15 protein-coding genes are annotated in these 16,791 nt (G+C 49.9%); 10 read left to right on the forward strand and 5 right to left on the reverse strand.

Going from position 1 to position 16,791, the window contains the following annotated elements; genetic code table 11:
- Window position 1: 1 nt before the first annotated feature.
- The 8 genes from VRK_RS16870 to VRK_RS16905 all read left to right on the forward strand — a co-directional run bounded on the left by VRK_RS16870 (window position 2) and on the right by VRK_RS16905 (window position 8,812).
- Window positions 2-643, forward strand: coding sequence for an amino acid ABC transporter permease (locus tag VRK_RS16870; protein WP_059122453.1), 642 nt, complete (start codon window positions 2-4; stop codon window positions 641-643).
- Window positions 644-705: 62 nt separating this feature from the next.
- Window positions 706-1,434 carry an amino acid ABC transporter ATP-binding protein gene (locus VRK_RS16875; RefSeq protein ID WP_059122454.1) on the forward strand — a complete coding sequence of 243 codons (729 nt, stop codon included), beginning with the start codon at window positions 706-708 and terminating at the stop codon, window positions 1,432-1,434.
- A 95-nt stretch (window positions 1,435-1,529) separates the two neighbouring features.
- Entirely contained in the window at window positions 1,530-2,384 is an 855-nt protein-coding gene (locus VRK_RS16880) for a MurR/RpiR family transcriptional regulator (protein ID WP_059122455.1), read from the forward strand.
- A gap of 67 nt (window positions 2,385-2,451) precedes the next feature.
- Window positions 2,452-3,456 (forward strand): bile acid:sodium symporter family protein, encoded by a 1,005-nt coding sequence (locus VRK_RS16885; RefSeq protein WP_059122456.1) that lies wholly within the window; start codon window positions 2,452-2,454, stop codon window positions 3,454-3,456.
- A gap of 14 nt (window positions 3,457-3,470) precedes the next feature.
- Window positions 3,471-4,676 (forward strand): amidase, encoded by a 1,206-nt coding sequence (locus tag VRK_RS16890; protein ID WP_059122457.1) that lies wholly within the window; start codon window positions 3,471-3,473, stop codon window positions 4,674-4,676.
- Window positions 4,673-6,241 (forward strand): gamma-glutamyltransferase family protein, encoded by a 1,569-nt coding sequence (locus VRK_RS16895; RefSeq protein WP_059122458.1) that lies wholly within the window; start codon window positions 4,673-4,675, stop codon window positions 6,239-6,241. Before VRK_RS16890 ends, VRK_RS16895 begins: the two co-directional genes overlap by 4 nt.
- 35 nt (window positions 6,242-6,276) lie before the next feature.
- Window positions 6,277-7,509, forward strand: coding sequence for a pyridoxal-phosphate-dependent aminotransferase family protein (locus VRK_RS16900; protein ID WP_059122459.1), 1,233 nt, complete (start codon window positions 6,277-6,279; stop codon window positions 7,507-7,509).
- A 61-nt stretch (window positions 7,510-7,570) separates the two neighbouring features.
- Entirely contained in the window at window positions 7,571-8,812 is a 1,242-nt protein-coding gene (locus VRK_RS16905) for an allantoate amidohydrolase (RefSeq protein WP_059122460.1), read from the forward strand.
- A gap of 99 nt (window positions 8,813-8,911) precedes the next feature.
- Here VRK_RS16905 and VRK_RS16910 read toward each other — a convergent pair whose 3' ends face one another.
- The gene (locus VRK_RS16910) at window positions 8,912-9,676 is read right to left on the reverse strand and encodes a DUF3307 domain-containing protein (RefSeq protein ID WP_059122461.1); all 765 of its coding nucleotides are present in this window, start codon (window positions 9,674-9,676) and stop codon (window positions 8,912-8,914) included.
- On the reverse strand, window positions 9,669-10,319 hold the full coding sequence (locus VRK_RS16915; protein ID WP_059122462.1) for a DeoR family transcriptional regulator: 651 nt from the start codon (window positions 10,317-10,319) through the stop codon (window positions 9,669-9,671). The genes VRK_RS16910 and VRK_RS16915 overlap by 8 nt, the downstream gene beginning before the upstream one ends.
- 245 nt (window positions 10,320-10,564) lie before the next feature.
- Between VRK_RS16915 and VRK_RS16920 the strand changes: the two genes are divergently transcribed.
- Together VRK_RS16920 and VRK_RS21090 are read left to right on the forward strand one after the other, a co-directional pair.
- Complete coding sequence (locus VRK_RS16920) at window positions 10,565-11,242, forward strand: hypothetical protein (protein WP_231735795.1); 678 nt, start codon at window positions 10,565-10,567, stop codon at window positions 11,240-11,242.
- A gap of 56 nt (window positions 11,243-11,298) precedes the next feature.
- Window positions 11,299-11,463, forward strand: coding sequence for a hypothetical protein (locus tag VRK_RS21090; protein WP_157371945.1), 165 nt, complete (start codon window positions 11,299-11,301; stop codon window positions 11,461-11,463).
- 164 nt (window positions 11,464-11,627) lie between these two features.
- Here VRK_RS21090 and copI read toward each other — a convergent pair whose 3' ends face one another.
- Genes copI through VRK_RS16935 form a run of 3 tightly spaced genes read right to left on the reverse strand, consistent with a single transcriptional unit; the run spans window position 11,628 to window position 16,775 of the window.
- Window positions 11,628-12,143, reverse strand: coding sequence for a copper-resistant cuproprotein CopI (gene copI / locus VRK_RS16925; protein WP_059122819.1), 516 nt, complete (start codon window positions 12,141-12,143; stop codon window positions 11,628-11,630).
- 31 nt (window positions 12,144-12,174) lie between these two features.
- A complete protein-coding gene (locus VRK_RS16930) occupies window positions 12,175-15,294 on the reverse strand; it encodes an efflux RND transporter permease subunit (protein WP_059122463.1) in 3,120 nt (1,039 codons plus the stop codon).
- Window positions 15,291-16,775, reverse strand: a complete 1,485-nt coding sequence (locus tag VRK_RS16935; protein WP_059122464.1) for an efflux RND transporter periplasmic adaptor subunit — start codon at window positions 16,773-16,775, stop codon at window positions 15,291-15,293. The genes VRK_RS16930 and VRK_RS16935 overlap by 4 nt, the downstream gene beginning before the upstream one ends.
- Window positions 16,776-16,791: the final 16 nt, after the last annotated feature.

Genomic DNA, 16,791 nt, shown 5'->3' on the forward strand with positions numbered 1-16,791 from the left:
GATGATGCAGTTTACCGATTGGGATATCTTCCGTAACCTCCTGCTGGCTGCCCGCTGGACAGTACTCTTGTCCGTGTATGCCTTTATCGGCGGTGGTTTGGTCGGGCTGGCGCTGACTTTATTGCGCAGTACACGCAATCCGTTGTTTACCCGCCTGATTCAGCTCTATGTTGAATTGTTTCAAGGTACACCGTTACTGATGCAGCTTTTTCTGGCTTTCTTTGGCTTGTCGCTGCTCGGTATCGAAGTCAGTGCATGGTCGGCAGCGATTCTGGCGTTAACGCTATTCAGTAGTGCGTATTTCCATGATATCTGGCGGGGATGTATTGAATCCTTACCTAAAGGTCAGTGGGAAGCCTGTCGTACATTGGGTCTGACTTACCTGCAAACAATGCGGCATGTCATTTTCCCGCAGGCGATGCGCATTGCCATTGCACCGACGGTTGGTTTCTCGGTGCAAATTGTCAAAGGAACCGCTTTGGCATCGATCATTGGTTTTGTCGAGCTGACTAAAGCCGGCACCATGCTCAACAACGCAACATTTCAACCGTTTAAAGTGTTTGCCATGGTCGCGTTGCTCTATTTTGCGATCTGTTTTCCTTTATCGATGTTCGCCCGTTATCTCGAATCACGGAAGGTGTGAGGTTACTGGTGTGGAAAAACTGAAAATAAGACGACTCATTTACAGCTCGGAGGCAAAGTATTATGTCACTTATCAGTGTTGATCAGGTTCATAAGTTTTATGGTGAAAACCATGTGTTGAAAGGGGTAGACCTGAAAATTCAAGCCGGAGAAGTGATCTCGATTATCGGCCGGAGCGGTTCAGGAAAAAGCACTTTGCTGCGGTGTATGAACGGGCTGGAAACCTATCAGGAAGGGGCGATCATCGTCGATCAGCAGGCCATCGAAAATGATGAATATAAACTGCGTCTTTTGAGTCAGAGTGTCGGTATGGTTTTTCAGAGCTTCAATCTGTTTCCGCATAAAACGGTCGGTGAAAATGTCATGCTGGCACCGAAGCTGGTGCAGAAAAAATCTGCCGCAGACTGTCAGCGGATTGCGCGTGAGCTCTTGGAAAAAGTCGGGCTGGGCGATAAATTCGACGCCTATCCGGGTAACCTTTCCGGCGGGCAGCAACAGCGCGTGGCGATTGCGCGCTCACTGGCGATGTCGCCGAAGGTTTTGTTGTGTGATGAGATCACCTCAGCACTGGACCCGGAACTGGTCGGTGAAGTATTGAAAGTGCTTGAACAGTTGAAAGCCGAAGGGATGACTTTGATTTTAGTTACCCATGAAATGAATTTTGCCCGGGATGTCGGGGATCGGGTCGTGTTTATGAATGAAGGGAAAGTGTGGGAAACCGGGCCGAGTGAAGCCGTGTTTGCCAACCCACAAACTGCGGAGCTGAGAAGTTTTCTCTCTGCGGTACTTTAACTGAATATTTTGAGGTGACCCTTGATAGAACCGACCGTTGCATGCCGAGCGTCAGTAGCCACGATAACAGCGTCCGGCAGGAGATAAAACCAGTGATGAATGACCGAACCTCTGATGTCAATCAATCCAAGCAGCCGACGGCAAACTGTCCGCTCAGTGAACGGATTACCCGTCATTATGCCAGTTTGACAGACAATAATCGGCGTTTGGCGGATTACTTGCAACTCAATCCGGAAAAGGTGTTGATGCTGTCAACCAGTGAAATCGCAGAGGCGTGTCAGGTCTCGAAAACCAGTGTCAGCCGCTTTATTCGTAAACTCGGCTATGAAGACCATCTCGCCTTACGTCAAGAGCTGATGACGGAGCGGGACAACGGTCAGCCGGTGATGATGACGACACTGGACGATTCTGAATTCAATCATGAAGTCCGGGCACTGGAAAAACTCTGGGAACAACTGACCCGACAGGATCACCAGCCATTAATTGAGAAACTGGCAACAGCGAAGCGGATTAAAATCATCGGCTATCGCAATAGTTACCCGCTGGCAATGCATTTTCGTCAGCAATTGATGCAATGCCGGACTCATGTTGAACTGTTGCCGCTGCCCGGTCAGACCATCGGTGAGGATCTGGCATCCATTGATGAGGATGATTTCACGATTGTGATCGGTATCCGTCGTCGCGTGGCAAACTTTGAGAAAATGATGGCTTTTCTGGCGCAACGAGATTGCTTGCTGATTACCGATCAGTCCGGACAGAAGTACGCGCAGCAAGCCACGCATTACTTCATCTGTTATATGAACAATGAGCTGCCGTTGGACAGCTATGCAGTGCCGATGAGTTTGATTGCGCATCTGGTCAATCAAACGTTTTTACACTTAAACAGCAAATCGACGCAGGTCAGTCGAAAGATCAGCATGAACTATGCGCAGCTCAATGAGTTAGAGTAAGGTCTGCGGGTCGTGATAACGAGACGATAAATACATGATAAACACATCAACATGGATATAAACAAGAATGGGTATCATCAATAAATTAAAAAAAGAGTGGTTTCTGGTTGGCATGGTGGTCGCGATTGCGCTGGCGACCGTTTCTGAGCAGGTTGGTCGTTCCGGTGGCTTGATTCATCTCGATAAACTGACCGGGATTGGGGTTGCAATTGTGTTCTTCTTACACGGGCTGGGGCTGTCTCCGCAAAAGATTAAAGCCGGGGTGAGTAACTGGAAACTGCACGTCTATATCCAGTTGGCGACTTATCTGTTTTATCCGTTACTGTGGTTGATTTTAGGCAATGGCATGTTGGCATTTATGCCGACAGCGCTCGCCTTTGGTTTCTGCTATCTGTTTGTGCTGCCCAGCACGATTTCCTCCTCGGTGGCGATGACCAGTGTCGGCAAAGGCAATGTACCGGGGGCAATTTTCAACGCATCACTTTCCAGTATCCTCGGTGTGTTTCTCACCCCGTTGTTAATTCAGTTTTTTATGGGGATGACCGGGGTGCAATTGGATCTGATGAGCTCGGTGATCTCCATCGCCAAACTGTTGTTAATCCCGATGATTGCCGGGCAACTTGCCAGACCGTTATTAATCAATTTTATTGAACGGCATAAGTCTGTGGTCAACAAAGTCGATAAGTACGTTATTCTACTGATTGTCTATAATGCGTTTTGTGACTCGGTTGCAAATGGCATCTGGCATAACTTCTCGGTCGGGATGCTTGCCACTGCGATTGGCATTTGTTGCATCGTGCTGTTGGTGATGGTTCATGCGATTCAGTGGGGCGCGCAGCGCTGTCAGTTTTCACGGCCAGATGAAGTCGCTGCGGTGTTTTGCGGGACCAAGAAAACCTTGGCGGCAGGGGTGCCGATGGCGACGGCCATTTTCGGCACCGACCCGAATCTGGGCATGATTTTGCTACCGATTATGCTTTATCACCCGATTCAGATTTTCTACTGTGCAATTCTTGCGAATCGGTATGCCAAACGTGATCAGCCGGCCAGTGAGGCGGCTGCGAACTCGTAAGCGGAGAGACAGATATGGGACAACATCAGGTCAGAGACCAACGTATTTACTGTCAGCAGGGGCCGGATTATCTTGCGGCAACCGATGATGGGGCGTTATCCGGTCTGAGCTTTGTGTTTAAAGATTTATTTGATGTCGCAGGCTATAACACCGGTGCCGGTAATCCCGCATGGCTAGAGAGTCATGCCTCGGCAAAGGCGACCTCACCGATTATCGAAACTTTACTCAGCGCCGGGGCAACCTGTCGCGGCCGGGTTCAGACTGACGAGCTGGCTTACAGCCTGAACGGGCAAAACATTCATTACGGCACACCTGAAAACCCGGCTGCCCCCGGCTGTATTCCCGGTGGTTCATCAAGCGGCAGTGCCGTCACCGTCGCTCAGGGAGATGTCGATTTCTCTATCGGGACTGACACCGGTGGTTCGGTGCGGATTCCTGCCAGTTATTGCGGTTTATTCGGCTTACGGCCGACGTTGGGGAAATTTGACCTCACCCACTGCTTTGAACTCGCTAAAAGCTTTGATACCGCAGGTATTTTTGCCCGGGATCTGTCGGTTTTGACATCGGTTTACTGTGAACTATCGACAGAAACTGTGCCGGATGCGGTCGATCCGATTCCGACCCTTTATCTCGACCGTTTTATGGCGCAGCATCTGAGTGAAGATCGTTATCAGCGGGTGCATGACCGTTGCCGTTGGGCCGGAATTGCGCTTGAAGAGAAAGACTTTATCACACAGTCCGAGTGGACACTGGATGGGCTGAGTCTGCTGTTTCGCAGTATTCAAGGTTATGAAATTATTCAGAAACATGGCCGCTGGCTGACGGAACACGAGGACTCGCTCGACCCTGCCATTTTGGAACGAGTCAAATGGGCGAGAACCGTTGCTGATACCACTTACCAACAAGGAAAACTTCGCCAGAAAGCATTCCGCACGTGGTTATACGCCCAGCTTGATGAACACGGCGGCGTCTGGCTGTTACCGACTACACCTGCCGGGCCACCGTCACTGGATATTTCGCCACAAGCTATGGCCGATTACCGGACTGAGCTGATGGGATTAACCGCAATTGCCGGCTTGTCCGGATTCCCTCAGTTACATTTACCGTTTCAGGGAATGACTGACGGCCCGTGTGGGATGTCGCTGCTGGGACTGCCCAATGAAGAAGGTCGATTACTGGCAATTGCCGCAAGACTGATGGCCGGAGAGGACAGTCAATGAAATATCAGACAGCATTTACCGCGCCCCATTACCGGGCGGCACAAGCCGGACAAAAAATTCTCGATGAGGGCGGCACCGCCAGTGAAGCGATGGTTGCTGCGGCAGCAATGGTGACGGTGCAGTATCCGCATATGAATAGTATTGGCGGAGACAGCTTCTGGTTAATTTGCCATCCGGGACAACAACCGATAGCCATTGACGGCTGTGGCGCGGCTGCATTGAATATTGATCCGGCTGTATATCGTGCGCAAGGTGATGCATTACCGGCGAGCGGTGGCAGAGCGGCGATCACCATGGCCGGAACGATCGCGGGCTGGCAGCAGGCTTTAACGCTCAATCATCGCCGACACTCGTTGCAGCAACTGTTGCAACCGGCGATCACGGCTGCCCGGGAAGGGATTGAGGTCACTCAGAGTCTGGTCAATGCGAGCGAAAAAACGGTGGCGATGTTGGCGGATATTCCGTCATTTGCTCAGCACTATTTACCGGACGGTAAGACCCTTGAGATTGGGCAGATTCTGCGAAATCCGACACTGGCGACCACTTTTGAGCGGCTTGCAACCGCAGGTCTGGATGATTTTTATCGGGGAGAAATTGCCAAGCAAGCTGCGGCGGATCTGGCGGCATTAGGCAGCCCGCTGACCCTTGACGATTTCCACCACCATCAGGCTCGGGTTATGGCACCGTTATCGGTGCAGACCGGTAAAGGAAAACTGTATAACTTCGGTGCTCCGACGCAAGGGGTCGCCTCACTGCTGATCTTGTCGATTTATGACCGACTGGTTGCTCAGGCTGACGGTGAGATTGACCACATCCATTTGCTGGTCGAAGCGACCAAACAGGCGTTTATTCTGCGTGATCAATACGTGACCGATGAAGCGGATCTCTCTATATCGTTGCAGCAATTATTGACTGAGCAGAGCATTGACGCATGTGCGACACGTATTTCGCCGGCGCAGGCTCAGCCATGGCCGCATATCGCCAAACCCGGTGATACGGTGTGGATGGGGGCGACCGACCAGTACGGCACCATGGTCAGCTTTATTCAGAGTGTGTACTGGGAGTTCGGCAGCGGGGCGGTTTTGCCGAATTTAGGATTTGTCTGGAATAACCGGGCGAAAAGCTTTTCGCTTGATAGCGCGCATCACAATGTGCTGAAACCGGGCAAAAAACCATTCCACACTTTAAACCCAGCTTATGCCGAGCTGAACGATGGACAACGGATCGTGTACGGCACCATGGGTGGGGAAGGGCAGCCGCAGACACAGGCCTGCCTGTTCAGCCGTTATGTCTATCAGGGCTATGCGCTGGATGAAGCGATTGCGATGCCGCGCTGGTTGCTGGGACGCACTTGGGGGGATGATACCCACCAGTTGCGGCTGGAGCAGAGTTTATATCTGGCGTATCAGGATACATTGCGCGAGCGCGGTCACGAAATTACACAAGTGAAAGATCAAAATGAACTGATGGGTCATGCCGGTGCAATCACGTTAGATCAAAGCGGTCAAGCCACTCCGGCAACGGATCCGCGCAGTGATGGTGATGCCTTGACCGGTCCGTTTTAAACCGACGATTTGAATCAGATTTTATGGAGAGATGTATGGAAACCAATCCACTATTTGAAACCCTCAACCCACCACAGCGGATGCTGATGGGACCGGGACCGATTAACGCGTATCCCCGGGTGCATCAGGCGATTTCGTCGGCTTTGATTGGGCAGTACGATCCGGTCATGACCGGCTATATGAATCAGGTACAAGCCCTTTATCGCAATGTATTTGAGACGCAGAATCAACAGACCTTGCTTGTTGATGGTACCGCGCGGGCCGGGATTGAGGCCGTACTGGTATCGGTGTTGCAGCCGGGGGACAAAGTGTTGATTCCGGTGATTGGCCGGTTCGGCCATCTGTTGTGTGAAATCGCTCACCGGGTTGGTGCTGCGGTACAGACGATCGATATTGAATGGGGCGAGGTGTGCCCGCCGGAGAAAGTTGAAGCCGCGATTCGTGAGTTTCAGCCGAAAATGCTGGCTACTGTGCAAGGTGATACCTCAACCACCATGAATCAGCCGCTGGCTGAGATCGGTGAAATCTGTCAGCGTTACGGGGTGCTGTTTTACTGTGATGCAACGGCATCGATTGCCGGGAATGAGCTTAAAGTGGATGCATGGCATCTCGATGCGGTCTCTGCCGGACTACAAAAATGTCTGGGCGGGCCGTCGGGTAGCGCACCGGTGACGCTCAGTGAACGCTGCGTTGAGGTGATTAACCGGCGCAAACGGGTTGAAGCCGGCATTCGTACCGCAGCCCATCAGGATGGGGAGGATACGCCGATTTTATCCAACTACTTTGATTTAGCGATGGTGATGGATTACTGGGGGCCGGAGCGACTCAACCACCACACGGAAGCAACCAGTATGTTGTATGCTGCGCGTGAGTGTGCCCGGCTCTATCTCGAAGAGGGCGCAACGCAGGTGATCGCCCGCCACCAACAAGCCGGACGGGCGATGGCGGTCGGCCTTGAAGCGATGGGCTTAACGCTGTTCGGTAATCAACAATACAAAATGAACAATGTGGTCGGGGTTTATATTCCTGAACAAATCAATGGTGATCTCGTTCGCCAAGAACTGTTACATCGCTTCGGTATCGAAATCGGCACCTCATTCGGACCACTTCACGGCAAAATCTGGCGCATTGGCACTATGGGGTATAACGCCCGTCAGGAATGTGTCCTGATGACACTGGCGGCACTGGAATCGGTGTTACTGAAAGCCAGAGTACCCGTCGCTCCCGGTCAGGCTGTTGCTGCGGCAATGGATGTCTTCGGTGCCTGATTCGGACCATCGTCAAAGCAAGGAAAAGTCACAAAATATGAGGCAATCACAAGGAGCGCGTATGCAGGCGGCACACCGGGCCACACAGGTGATGGAAAGAATTCAGACATTAGCCTCATTCAGCGCAATGCCAAACGGCATTCTACGGGCTTATCTGACCGAAGAGCATCGTCAAGCACATCAACAACTGGCGCAGTGGATGACGCAGGCCGGTCTGGAAATCTGGCAGGATGAAGTCGGCAATCAGTGGGGCAGAAAAGTCTCGGCACATCCTGAAATGCCGACGCTGATCATCGGTTCGCACAGTGATACTGTCGCCAATGCCGGTGGTTATGACGGCCCGCTGGGGATTTTACTGGCAATTGAAGCACTAGATGCGCTCAAAGGCGTTGATTTACCGTTTCATGTTGATGTGGTGGCATTTGCCGATGAAGAAGGCACCCGTTTTCAGACCACGCTGCTGGGTTCCAGCCCGGTGGCCGGCATGTGGAATCCGGCCTTATTAGATCGCAAAGATAAAGATGGCGTCACGATTGGCGAAGCGATGAAGCGGTTCGGGCTCGATCCTGACAAAGTGGTTGATGCTGCCCGCCAGCCGGAAGAGACGCTCGCTTATCTGGAAGTGCATATCGAACAAGGGCCGCTGCTGGAAAGTCTCGACTTGCCCGTCGGCGTGGTGACTGCGATTGCCGGGGCAAAACGGTTTCTGATTGATGTGTCTGGTGTTGCCGGACATGCCGGTACCGTGCCGCTGCCGCTGCGTCATGATGCGCTATGTGGCACGGCGGAGATGATTGCCTGTATTGAAGCGTTTGCTACCGAGCATGAAATTGTCGCGACGGTTGGCAAGTGTGAGGTGCGCTCCGCAGCGGTCAATGTGATTCCCGGACAGGTGCAGTTTTCATTGGATATTCGCAGTCAGTCGCAAGACAAACTGGATTACTGTGCACCATTACTGATGACACAATTAGCGGCTATCGCTGACAAGCGCGGTTTAACCATAACCCATGAACAGATCTATCAGGCGCAGGCCGTGCCATGTAGTGATCGGCTACAACAGGTCTGGGCAGATGTGGTCGAATCAGCGACCGGGAAAGATGTCTGTTATCTTGCCAGTGGTGCCGGTCATGATGCGATGGTGATGGCAAATATTGCCGAGATGGGCATGTTGTTTGTCCGTTGTGAAAAAGGCATCAGCCATAATCCGCGAGAAAATGTAGAGACTCAGGATGTGGCGGTGGCGCTGGACTGCTTGATCAACATGATCTGTGCTCTGTCACCATCCCGTGCCAGTACTGATTAACCACAAGCCAAAATCCTTCTTTGCCCGGACAGGAACACCGTCCGGGTATTTTTTAGCTGCTATCACTGTTTTTATGGACGTAAATGTTTCACCATCGCTTTATTTTGATATCGAGATTTTGATATCGAGGCCGAGTGAAACTAGGGTGCCGACAAGGGTGGCGATCACCACCGATAACAGCGAACCGATCAAAACATATTCGGTGAGGTTGCGGCTGTCTGATTTGTTCAGTTCACCGAATCTGAATATGGATTTGGCGGTGAAGACAAAACCGACCGCGGCATAACTTCCGACCAGCGTAAATGTCAGGATCAGGATTCGCTCTAAATAACCGATCAACTCACCACCTGCGACAAGGCCATTCATTTGCGGATGGTTGTCAGTCACGGTCATGGAATATTTGTTTAAGAGGCTGCCAATCCCTACTGACGTCGGTTTGAGAACCAGCACATATGCCAAGGCCACCAACATACCTTGAGCAAACTTGTCATGCTGAAGCATCGTGCTAATGGTGATATCCGTGGTGATGTAAAATGCGAGCAGTGCAAACACGACAGTATGGAGGGCTTGCTCTGCCACCATATGCGTAAATTGATGTGGATTGCGCGTCGCTTGCCACAGGTCAATCAGCACATGAATCACTGCAACAATCGCAATCAAACAAGCCGTGGTACGCCAATCCATGCCAAGCACCATGGCCGGCACCGAGAGCGCAATGCCCTGCAATAACGCATGAATATATAGTTGCGGGGCGCGATAGGTGGATTTGTGCTTGGCTGCCCGCCATCGTCCGGGTTGGAGGTAAAAATCACCGATCAGATGAATCAGTAAAAACGCGATGAAAACCGTCAAAAAATCAGACATTTTTGAACCCTGCCACTTGGTTGATAAATTGTTGATTGAGTGCACTGATGAGCGACCAGCCCGACGCCTTCAGTGATTTACTGACCGTTGCCGTCGCAATACCGAGCTGTTCGGCTAACTCACTCACCGACAGATCCTGATGGCTTTGCAGCATCGGCAGCATGACTTCACACTGGCGTGCGGTTAAGTCAGTCAACTGTCTGTCGAGGTATTGAAAGAGTAAGTCAAACTGTGCGTTGAGTTCCGGACGGTCAGAACTAAAAATCAACCGATGGTTTTTTAATGACTTGAGCCCGCGTCCGGACAGGACAAATGCCTCTCCCATCGATTCCGAGACCGACTCACGCAGATCGGCATGAGCCGCAATAGCGAAGCTAATCCGGCTGTCAAAGGTTTTGCCGAGCGCTTTAATCCCGAGCCGATAAAGGAGGGTGTATCTCAGCGCATTTTCAATATCATGCACCACACTCTGAAATTCATCCCCCCGGATAATACTGTGCGCATTGGATGTGTTTTCGGTACTCATCCATGTCTGAATCTCTTTGATGCGTGTCAGGAGTCGGTCAAACTGCTCAGCATCTAACTGAGTTGAATTAACGATATCACCACTGATCACGGCAATTGCTTTATCGGTCGCCGCCACATGAAACTCCGCGCTATTTCCTTGTGTTAATTTAGCTGTTTATGGCTAATTATACAAGTTTAGCTGTTTATGGCTAAATTTGGTGGTTTGGCGATATGGGGCTAAACCGACATTGTGTGAATCTGTATATGTTGAGGGCGGGAAATGAGTACGGAGCAATATTCTGGCTTTAAAGTTATTGATTTATCAGTTGCGGATATGCGTCTCTTGTCACTTTGTTGAGGCAGTTTTATGAGATCATACAGATGATTATCAATCATAAGTCTGTTTTTTTGCCAAATTATGCGGATGATTCTTGGTTGAAACGTCAGTGCTATAAAAACGTGGTATCATTTTTTCAATTAAATATTAGTAGATATAATAGAAGCATGAATAACCCAGCTATTGCTAATAAGTATCAACAACTTAGACTTGCTGTATTAGCTCAGACTCAAGATGATTTTGAGCAGTTTGAGCCTGACTTTATTGGTCATATTGATTTAACAGAAATCAGTGAAGATGCTCTCCACTCTCAGGATAAATGGGATATACCAGTAAATCGTCAAATCGGATGGGATTGGCGACAAGTGCGAGATCAATACCGCAGAGATCATATGGCTAGAGTAGAGCTTGCTGTATGGTATGGTGAAGATTTGTGTGGTCTTATGATCGGCAAAGCGAGTGAAGGGAAATTGGTTGTTAAAATCAACTATATTCAGGGTGGTGAAGTTGAAAATCCTTTAAAAGGGTACATTGTTCCTATTGCTTCACGCTGTGCGGAGTTGTTTGCTGTTGCTATTAAAGCGGATTGGATTGGTATTCAAGATCCAATCGATGATGAGCATTTGTTAAATTACTATCGTGAATTAGGCTTTGATGAAAGTGATCCATTTGATCCTAAAAACAATGCATTGTTTAAACGTGTTGTAGTAGATGAAGGCTAAGCTGCTTTCCAAATTGGTTATGATCAGTTATAGTTAGGACAACTAAGGGGGCTATTATGTTGACTGTAGCAACAGACAAAGCAAATGATGTAAATGTAGATAAAGCTATTAAGCGTATGCAGGTTCACGCTTCTAAGAGTAAGTCATCATTTGGTAAAACTTTAAGAGTTCAGGCCCCTAAATCTGCTTATGGACGTCTTGCCGGGCCGGCCAAAGCATAGAAAAACTCAGATATTAAGCATCGCAACAGCGGTGCTTTTTTTATGCTCGAAAGGCATATACAAACGGTTCAAGAGTGATGTCCCACATTTGGCATTTTAGTTCATGCCGGGGCTTGTGTTTAATCGTCATCGCCCCAAGAGGAAACTCTTGGGGCGGATTGCATTTAAAGTGTGATGTTCTTCGTCATACCGGCTTCGGCATGACCCGGAATATTACAGGCAAATTCAACGTTTTTTTCACCGTGGAAATGCCACATAAGCTGCTTGGCCTTTCCGGGCTCGACTGTAACGGCATTTCCCATATCATGCATATGTTGGCCGTTCATTTCTTTCATCATGTCACGATGCATCAGTTGTTCGGCTTCAGAGCCAATCGTGAACTCATGATCTATCTTACCCGTATTCATCACGACAAATTGAACCACATCGTTAGGGGCAATGTTTATCTCTTTTTTGAATGTGATCTTCATATCATCAGAAAGCAGGACATGAACAACCTTGTTCGGTTTTACGCCGGTGGCAGGCATACCGACATCAGACATATGATCCATATTCATCATATTACGATGATTCATATTCGTGCCATTGTTCATTGAGCCGTGGTTCTGCGCATTATTCGTGTCTGCGAAAGCAACAGATGAACTGATGGTTAACGCGATAGCTAAAGTGAGTTTTTTCATCATTATTTATTTCCTCATTAATGGTCGATATCTATTTAGTTTCACGCTGTTTCCACAGCTTGAAGATTGCTGGTATGACAAGCAGAGTCAGTAGTAGGGCTGAAGCCATACCGCCGATCATCGGTGCAGCGATACGTTGCATGATTTGTGAGCCGGTACCGTGGCCGTACATGATCGGAATCAGACCGATAATGACGGTAATAACCGTCATCATGACCGGGCGAACACGCAATCCCGCACCTTCGCGGATGGCGTTGTTCAAGTCCTTGGGTGTGATGGGAACGTTTTGTTCCCGGGCTTTGAGTTTGGTGTAGTGCCAAGCCTGATTGAGATAAACCAACATGATGACGCCAATTTCAACCGCGACACCGGATAGCGCGATAAAGCCAACCCCCACGGCGATAGATAAGTTGTAATTGAGCGCATACATCAGCCATAAGCCGCCAACCATAGCCAGAGGCAGTGTCGCCATAATAATCAGGACTTCGCCTATGCGTCGGAAGCTGAAATAGAGCAGTAGCGTGATGATGGTGAGTGTAATGGGAATCACCACACTCAGGCGCTGTTTCGCACGTTCCATATATTCGTATTGTCCTGACCATGCCAGAGAATATCCCGCGGGCAGTTTCAGCTCATCAGCAACACGTTGTTGCGCTTCTGTCACATAGGAGCCAAGATCTCTGCCGTCGATATCGACGAAAACCCAACCGTTAGGGCGCGCGTTTTCGGTTTTGATCATGGGAGGCCCGTCTTCGTAACGAATATCAGCGACATCGGCCAACGCAATCCGTGCACCATTTGGCGTGACTAACGGCAGGTTTTGCAGCTTAGTGACGGAATCACGGTAGTCTTGCGGGTAGCGAACATTAATGGGATAGCGCTCTAGCCCTTCAATGGTTTCACCGACATTCATACCGCCAATGGCCGTTGACACAACTTGCTGAACATCTTTGATATTGAGTCCGTATCGCGCTGCGGCTTTACGTTTGATATCTACGGTGACATACCGGCCGCCCGCGACGCGTTCAGCGTAGACAGACGCTGTGCCGTGAATCTGGTTGAGAATGGGTTCCAGCGCTGAACCTATGCGCTCAATGGTTTTGAGTTCCGGTCCCACAATTTTGATACCGATCGGGGTTTTTATCCCTGTTGCCAACATGTCGATGCGGGTTTTAATTGGCATGACCCATGCGTTGGTTAATCCGGGGAACTGAATCAGATTGTCAAACTCCTTCCGTAAGGATTCGCTGGTGACACCGGCTCGCCACTCTGCGCGTGGTTTCAGCTGAATCACGGTTTCGATCATTGTCAGTGGGGCAGGGTCGGTTGCGGTTTCGGCTCGTCCCACTTTGCCCCACACGGTTTTCACTTCAGGAACCGTTTTAATCAGTTTATTGGTTTGTTGTAGCAATTCGCGCGCTTTACCAATGGAAATCCCCGGATAAGTGGTCGGCATATACATCAAATCGCCCTCATCCAATGGCGGAATAAATTCACTGCCGAGTTGACTGGTTGGGTAATACGCTGAAGCCATCAGCGCAATTGCCAGAACTAACACTGATTTAGGATAGTTGAGGCTCAGGTTGAGCAGTGGACGATAAAGACCGACTAACGCTTTGTTTACCGGGTTTTTATGTTCCGGTAGGATCTTACCGCGAATAAAATAGCCCATGAGTACAGGCACTAATGTAATGGCCAGCCCCGCTGATGCTGCCATGGCATAGGTTTTCGTAAACGCTAACGGAGAGAACATTTTCCCTTCCTGACCTTCCAGTGCGAAGACCGGGACAAAGCTTAACGTGATAATCAGCAGAGAGAAAAACAGGGGTGGCCCCACTTCCTGAGCGGCATTGCCGATGACTTGCCAGCGGTTTTTATCCGTCAGGGGTGTTCGCTCAATATGTTTATGCACATTTTCGATCATGACGATAGCACCATCGACCATTGCGCCGATGGCAATAGCGATACCGCCCAATGACATAATATTTGCGTTAATCCCTTGCCAGTGCATGATAATGAAAGCCGACAAAATGCCCACCGGTAAGCTCAGGGCGATCACGAGTGATGAACGAATGTGGAACAGGAACAGAGCACATACAATGGCAACCACGATGAACTCTTCTGCCAGTTTCTGCCAAAGATTATCAACCGCAGCATTAATGAGCGTCGAGCGATCATAAGTCGGGACGATCTCCACGCCCTGAGGCAGACCGCGCTGCAATGCTTCAAGCTTGGCTTTCACGTTGTCGATAACCTGGCTTGCGTTTTCACCAAAGCGCATCACAATCACACCACCGACGGCTTCACCTTCACCGTTGAGTTCAGAAATCCCACGGCGCATTTGTGGCCCTAAGTTGATATCGGCAATATCACCGAGTCGCAGTGGCGTTCCCTTTGCTGTCACTTTCAGCGGCAATGATTCAATGTCTTCAATACTTGTCAGATATCCGGTAGTACGAACCATGTGCTCGGCTTCCGCGACTTCAATGACCGATGCACCCGTTTCCTGATTGCCGTTCTGAATTGCCATATTGATTTGTTGAAGGGTCAGGTTATAAGCACGCAGTTTTGCCGGATCAATCTGAATCTGATATTGCTTGACCATACCGCCGACGGTGGCGACTTCTGATACGCCATCAACGGTTTGTAACTCATACTTTAAGAACCAATCCTGTAAGCTGCGAAGCTGAGCCAAATCATGCTGACCGGTTTTATCTTGCAGGACATAACTGAACACCCAACCGACTCCTGTCGCATCCGGGCCAAGCGTTGGTTTGGCATTGGCCGGCAATTTGGGCGCAACCTGACTGAGGTATTCCAATACCCGAGAACGCGCCCAATACATATCGGTCTGATCATTAAAAATGATATAGACGTACGAGTCACCGAAGAAGGAGTAGCCACGAACGGTTTCTGCTCCCGGTACCGCGAGCATAGCTGTGGTCAGCGGATAGGTCACCTGATCTTCAACAACCTGCGGGGCTTGCCCCGGATAGCTGGTTTTTATGATGACCTGCACGTCGGACAAATCAGGAATTGCATCGACCGGCGTATTTTTCACACTGAACAGCCCTGCGCCGACAAGCGCAATTGTCGCCAGAAGGACAATGAAGCGGTTGTGCAGAGACCAGCGAATTATGGCATTGATCATTGCTTGCCTCCGATACGTTCAATGCTTTTCAAAGCGAAATCATCGTTCTGTTTTTGCACCAGAAATCGAACCCGGTCACCTTCTGCCAGACCTGTCAGTTTTACATCAGGGTCAACAGTAAAGTTCATTTCACCGGCTTGCCAGTGCCATTCAGAAACCGGTAAATGCTGCAGTGTAATCATGCCGAAGTCCGGCATCAGCGTGGTGATATCACCTTCGACCCAAACTTCGCCCGCGATAACGCTGTTGGTCTTCTCTCCTATGCCATCGATACGCGCTAAGTCAGCGGTTTGGCTGGACTCGGAATCAAGCAGGAAGTGTGCGGATGAGACAACGCGACTTTGCGGGGTCAGCCCCTGAAGCACTTCAATTTGGTCTCCGGCTTCGCGTCCAACCTGAATTCGTGCAGAACGATATTTGCCATTGCCTTCAGATAACACCACGCGAGTCATTCCCCCCGTGCGGATGACTGCGGATTTAGGAATGGTCAGAACCGATTCGTCAGTCACCGGTTGCAGCGAAATATTGGCAAACATGTTCGGTTTCAGTTCGCCTTGTGAGTTGGGAAATTTTAGCCGCAGGCGTAACGTCCGGGTCTGCGGATCTAAAATGGGATAGACATAGTCAATTTCCCCTTGCCATTCTTTTCCCGGAATCGCATCCAATGTCATTTTGGCTTTGCTGCCGGCTTTTACCCAGTGTGACTGGCGCTCAAATACTTCTGCATCAACCCAGACATGATCAATGGGGCCCGCGCTAATAACGGCTTGTGCCGGAGACAGATAACCGCCTTCGCGAATATTCAGGCTGGCGATAATGCCGTCCGATTTTGCCTTAATATCCATGGTTTGTGATGTTTTACCGCGTTGCAAAATAGCTTGAATCTGCTGACGGTCAACACCCAGTGTCATTAACCGCTCGGTTGCACCTTTAACCAATCCACTCCTGCCTGTGCGGTAAGCATTTAAAAGCTCTTCCTGTGCTTTGACTAATTCAGGAGAATAAAGGGTAAAGAGCACATCCCCTTGAGTGACCTTATCGCCGACGGCATTGATATTCAGCTTTTCTACCCAACCGGCGACACGGACGTTGGTCTGCCATAACTGACTTTCATCAAAAGCGATATAACCGACCGTTTCGATGTGGGGAGACAAGGGAGCCATCTGAGCCTGTTGCCATTTAACTCCGAGATTATTTTCAACGGCCGGATCAATCGTCACTGTCCCCGGTTTGGTGTCTTGGGCTGCATCTTCCGCATAGACCGGAATCAGATCCATTCCCATCGGAGACTTACCCGGCTGGTCGCGCCGGTAGTTCGGATCCATTGGCGCGACCCAGTAAAGCGGCTCATTACTTGCCTGAGCTTGCGTTGTATCAGTGGAATGATTCGCCATGTCTGATTGTGAGAGTTGTGTTTGTACACCAAACCCTAACGTTGCGCCGATAATCAGCGCGAGTGTTGTAATGTAAAGTGTTTTCATTATTCTGCCTTGTTAT

Origin of the sequence: Vibrio sp. MEBiC08052 (genome assembly GCF_001506075.1) — a bacterium.
GTDB lineage: Bacteria > Pseudomonadota > Gammaproteobacteria > Enterobacterales > Vibrionaceae > Vibrio.

Coding starts and splice junctions, on each gene's coding strand:
- VRK_RS16875 (WP_059122454.1), top strand. CDS start 706: ATGTCACTTATCAGTGTTGATCAGGTTCATAAGTTTTATGGTGAAAAC.
- VRK_RS16920 (WP_231735795.1), top strand. CDS start 10,565: ATGATTATCAATCATAAGTCTGTTTTTTTGCCAAATTATGCGGATGAT.
- VRK_RS16880 (WP_059122455.1), top strand. CDS start 1,530: ATGAATGACCGAACCTCTGATGTCAATCAATCCAAGCAGCCGACGGCA.
- VRK_RS16900 (WP_059122459.1), top strand. CDS start 6,277: ATGGAAACCAATCCACTATTTGAAACCCTCAACCCACCACAGCGGATG.
- VRK_RS16890 (WP_059122457.1), top strand. CDS start 3,471: ATGGGACAACATCAGGTCAGAGACCAACGTATTTACTGTCAGCAGGGG.
- VRK_RS16885 (WP_059122456.1), top strand. CDS start 2,452: ATGGGTATCATCAATAAATTAAAAAAAGAGTGGTTTCTGGTTGGCATG.
- VRK_RS21090 (WP_157371945.1), top strand. CDS start 11,299: ATGTTGACTGTAGCAACAGACAAAGCAAATGATGTAAATGTAGATAAA.
- copI (WP_059122819.1), bottom strand. CDS start 12,143: ATGAAAAAACTCACTTTAGCTATCGCGTTAACCATCAGTTCATCTGTT.
- VRK_RS16905 (WP_059122460.1), top strand. CDS start 7,571: ATGCAGGCGGCACACCGGGCCACACAGGTGATGGAAAGAATTCAGACA.
- VRK_RS16895 (WP_059122458.1), top strand. CDS start 4,673: ATGAAATATCAGACAGCATTTACCGCGCCCCATTACCGGGCGGCACAA.
- VRK_RS16910 (WP_059122461.1), bottom strand. CDS start 9,676: ATGTCTGATTTTTTGACGGTTTTCATCGCGTTTTTACTGATTCATCTG.
- VRK_RS16930 (WP_059122463.1), bottom strand. CDS start 15,294: ATGATCAATGCCATAATTCGCTGGTCTCTGCACAACCGCTTCATTGTC.
- VRK_RS16870 (WP_059122453.1), top strand. CDS start 2: ATGATGCAGTTTACCGATTGGGATATCTTCCGTAACCTCCTGCTGGCT.
- VRK_RS16935 (WP_059122464.1), bottom strand. CDS start 16,775: ATGAAAACACTTTACATTACAACACTCGCGCTGATTATCGGCGCAACG.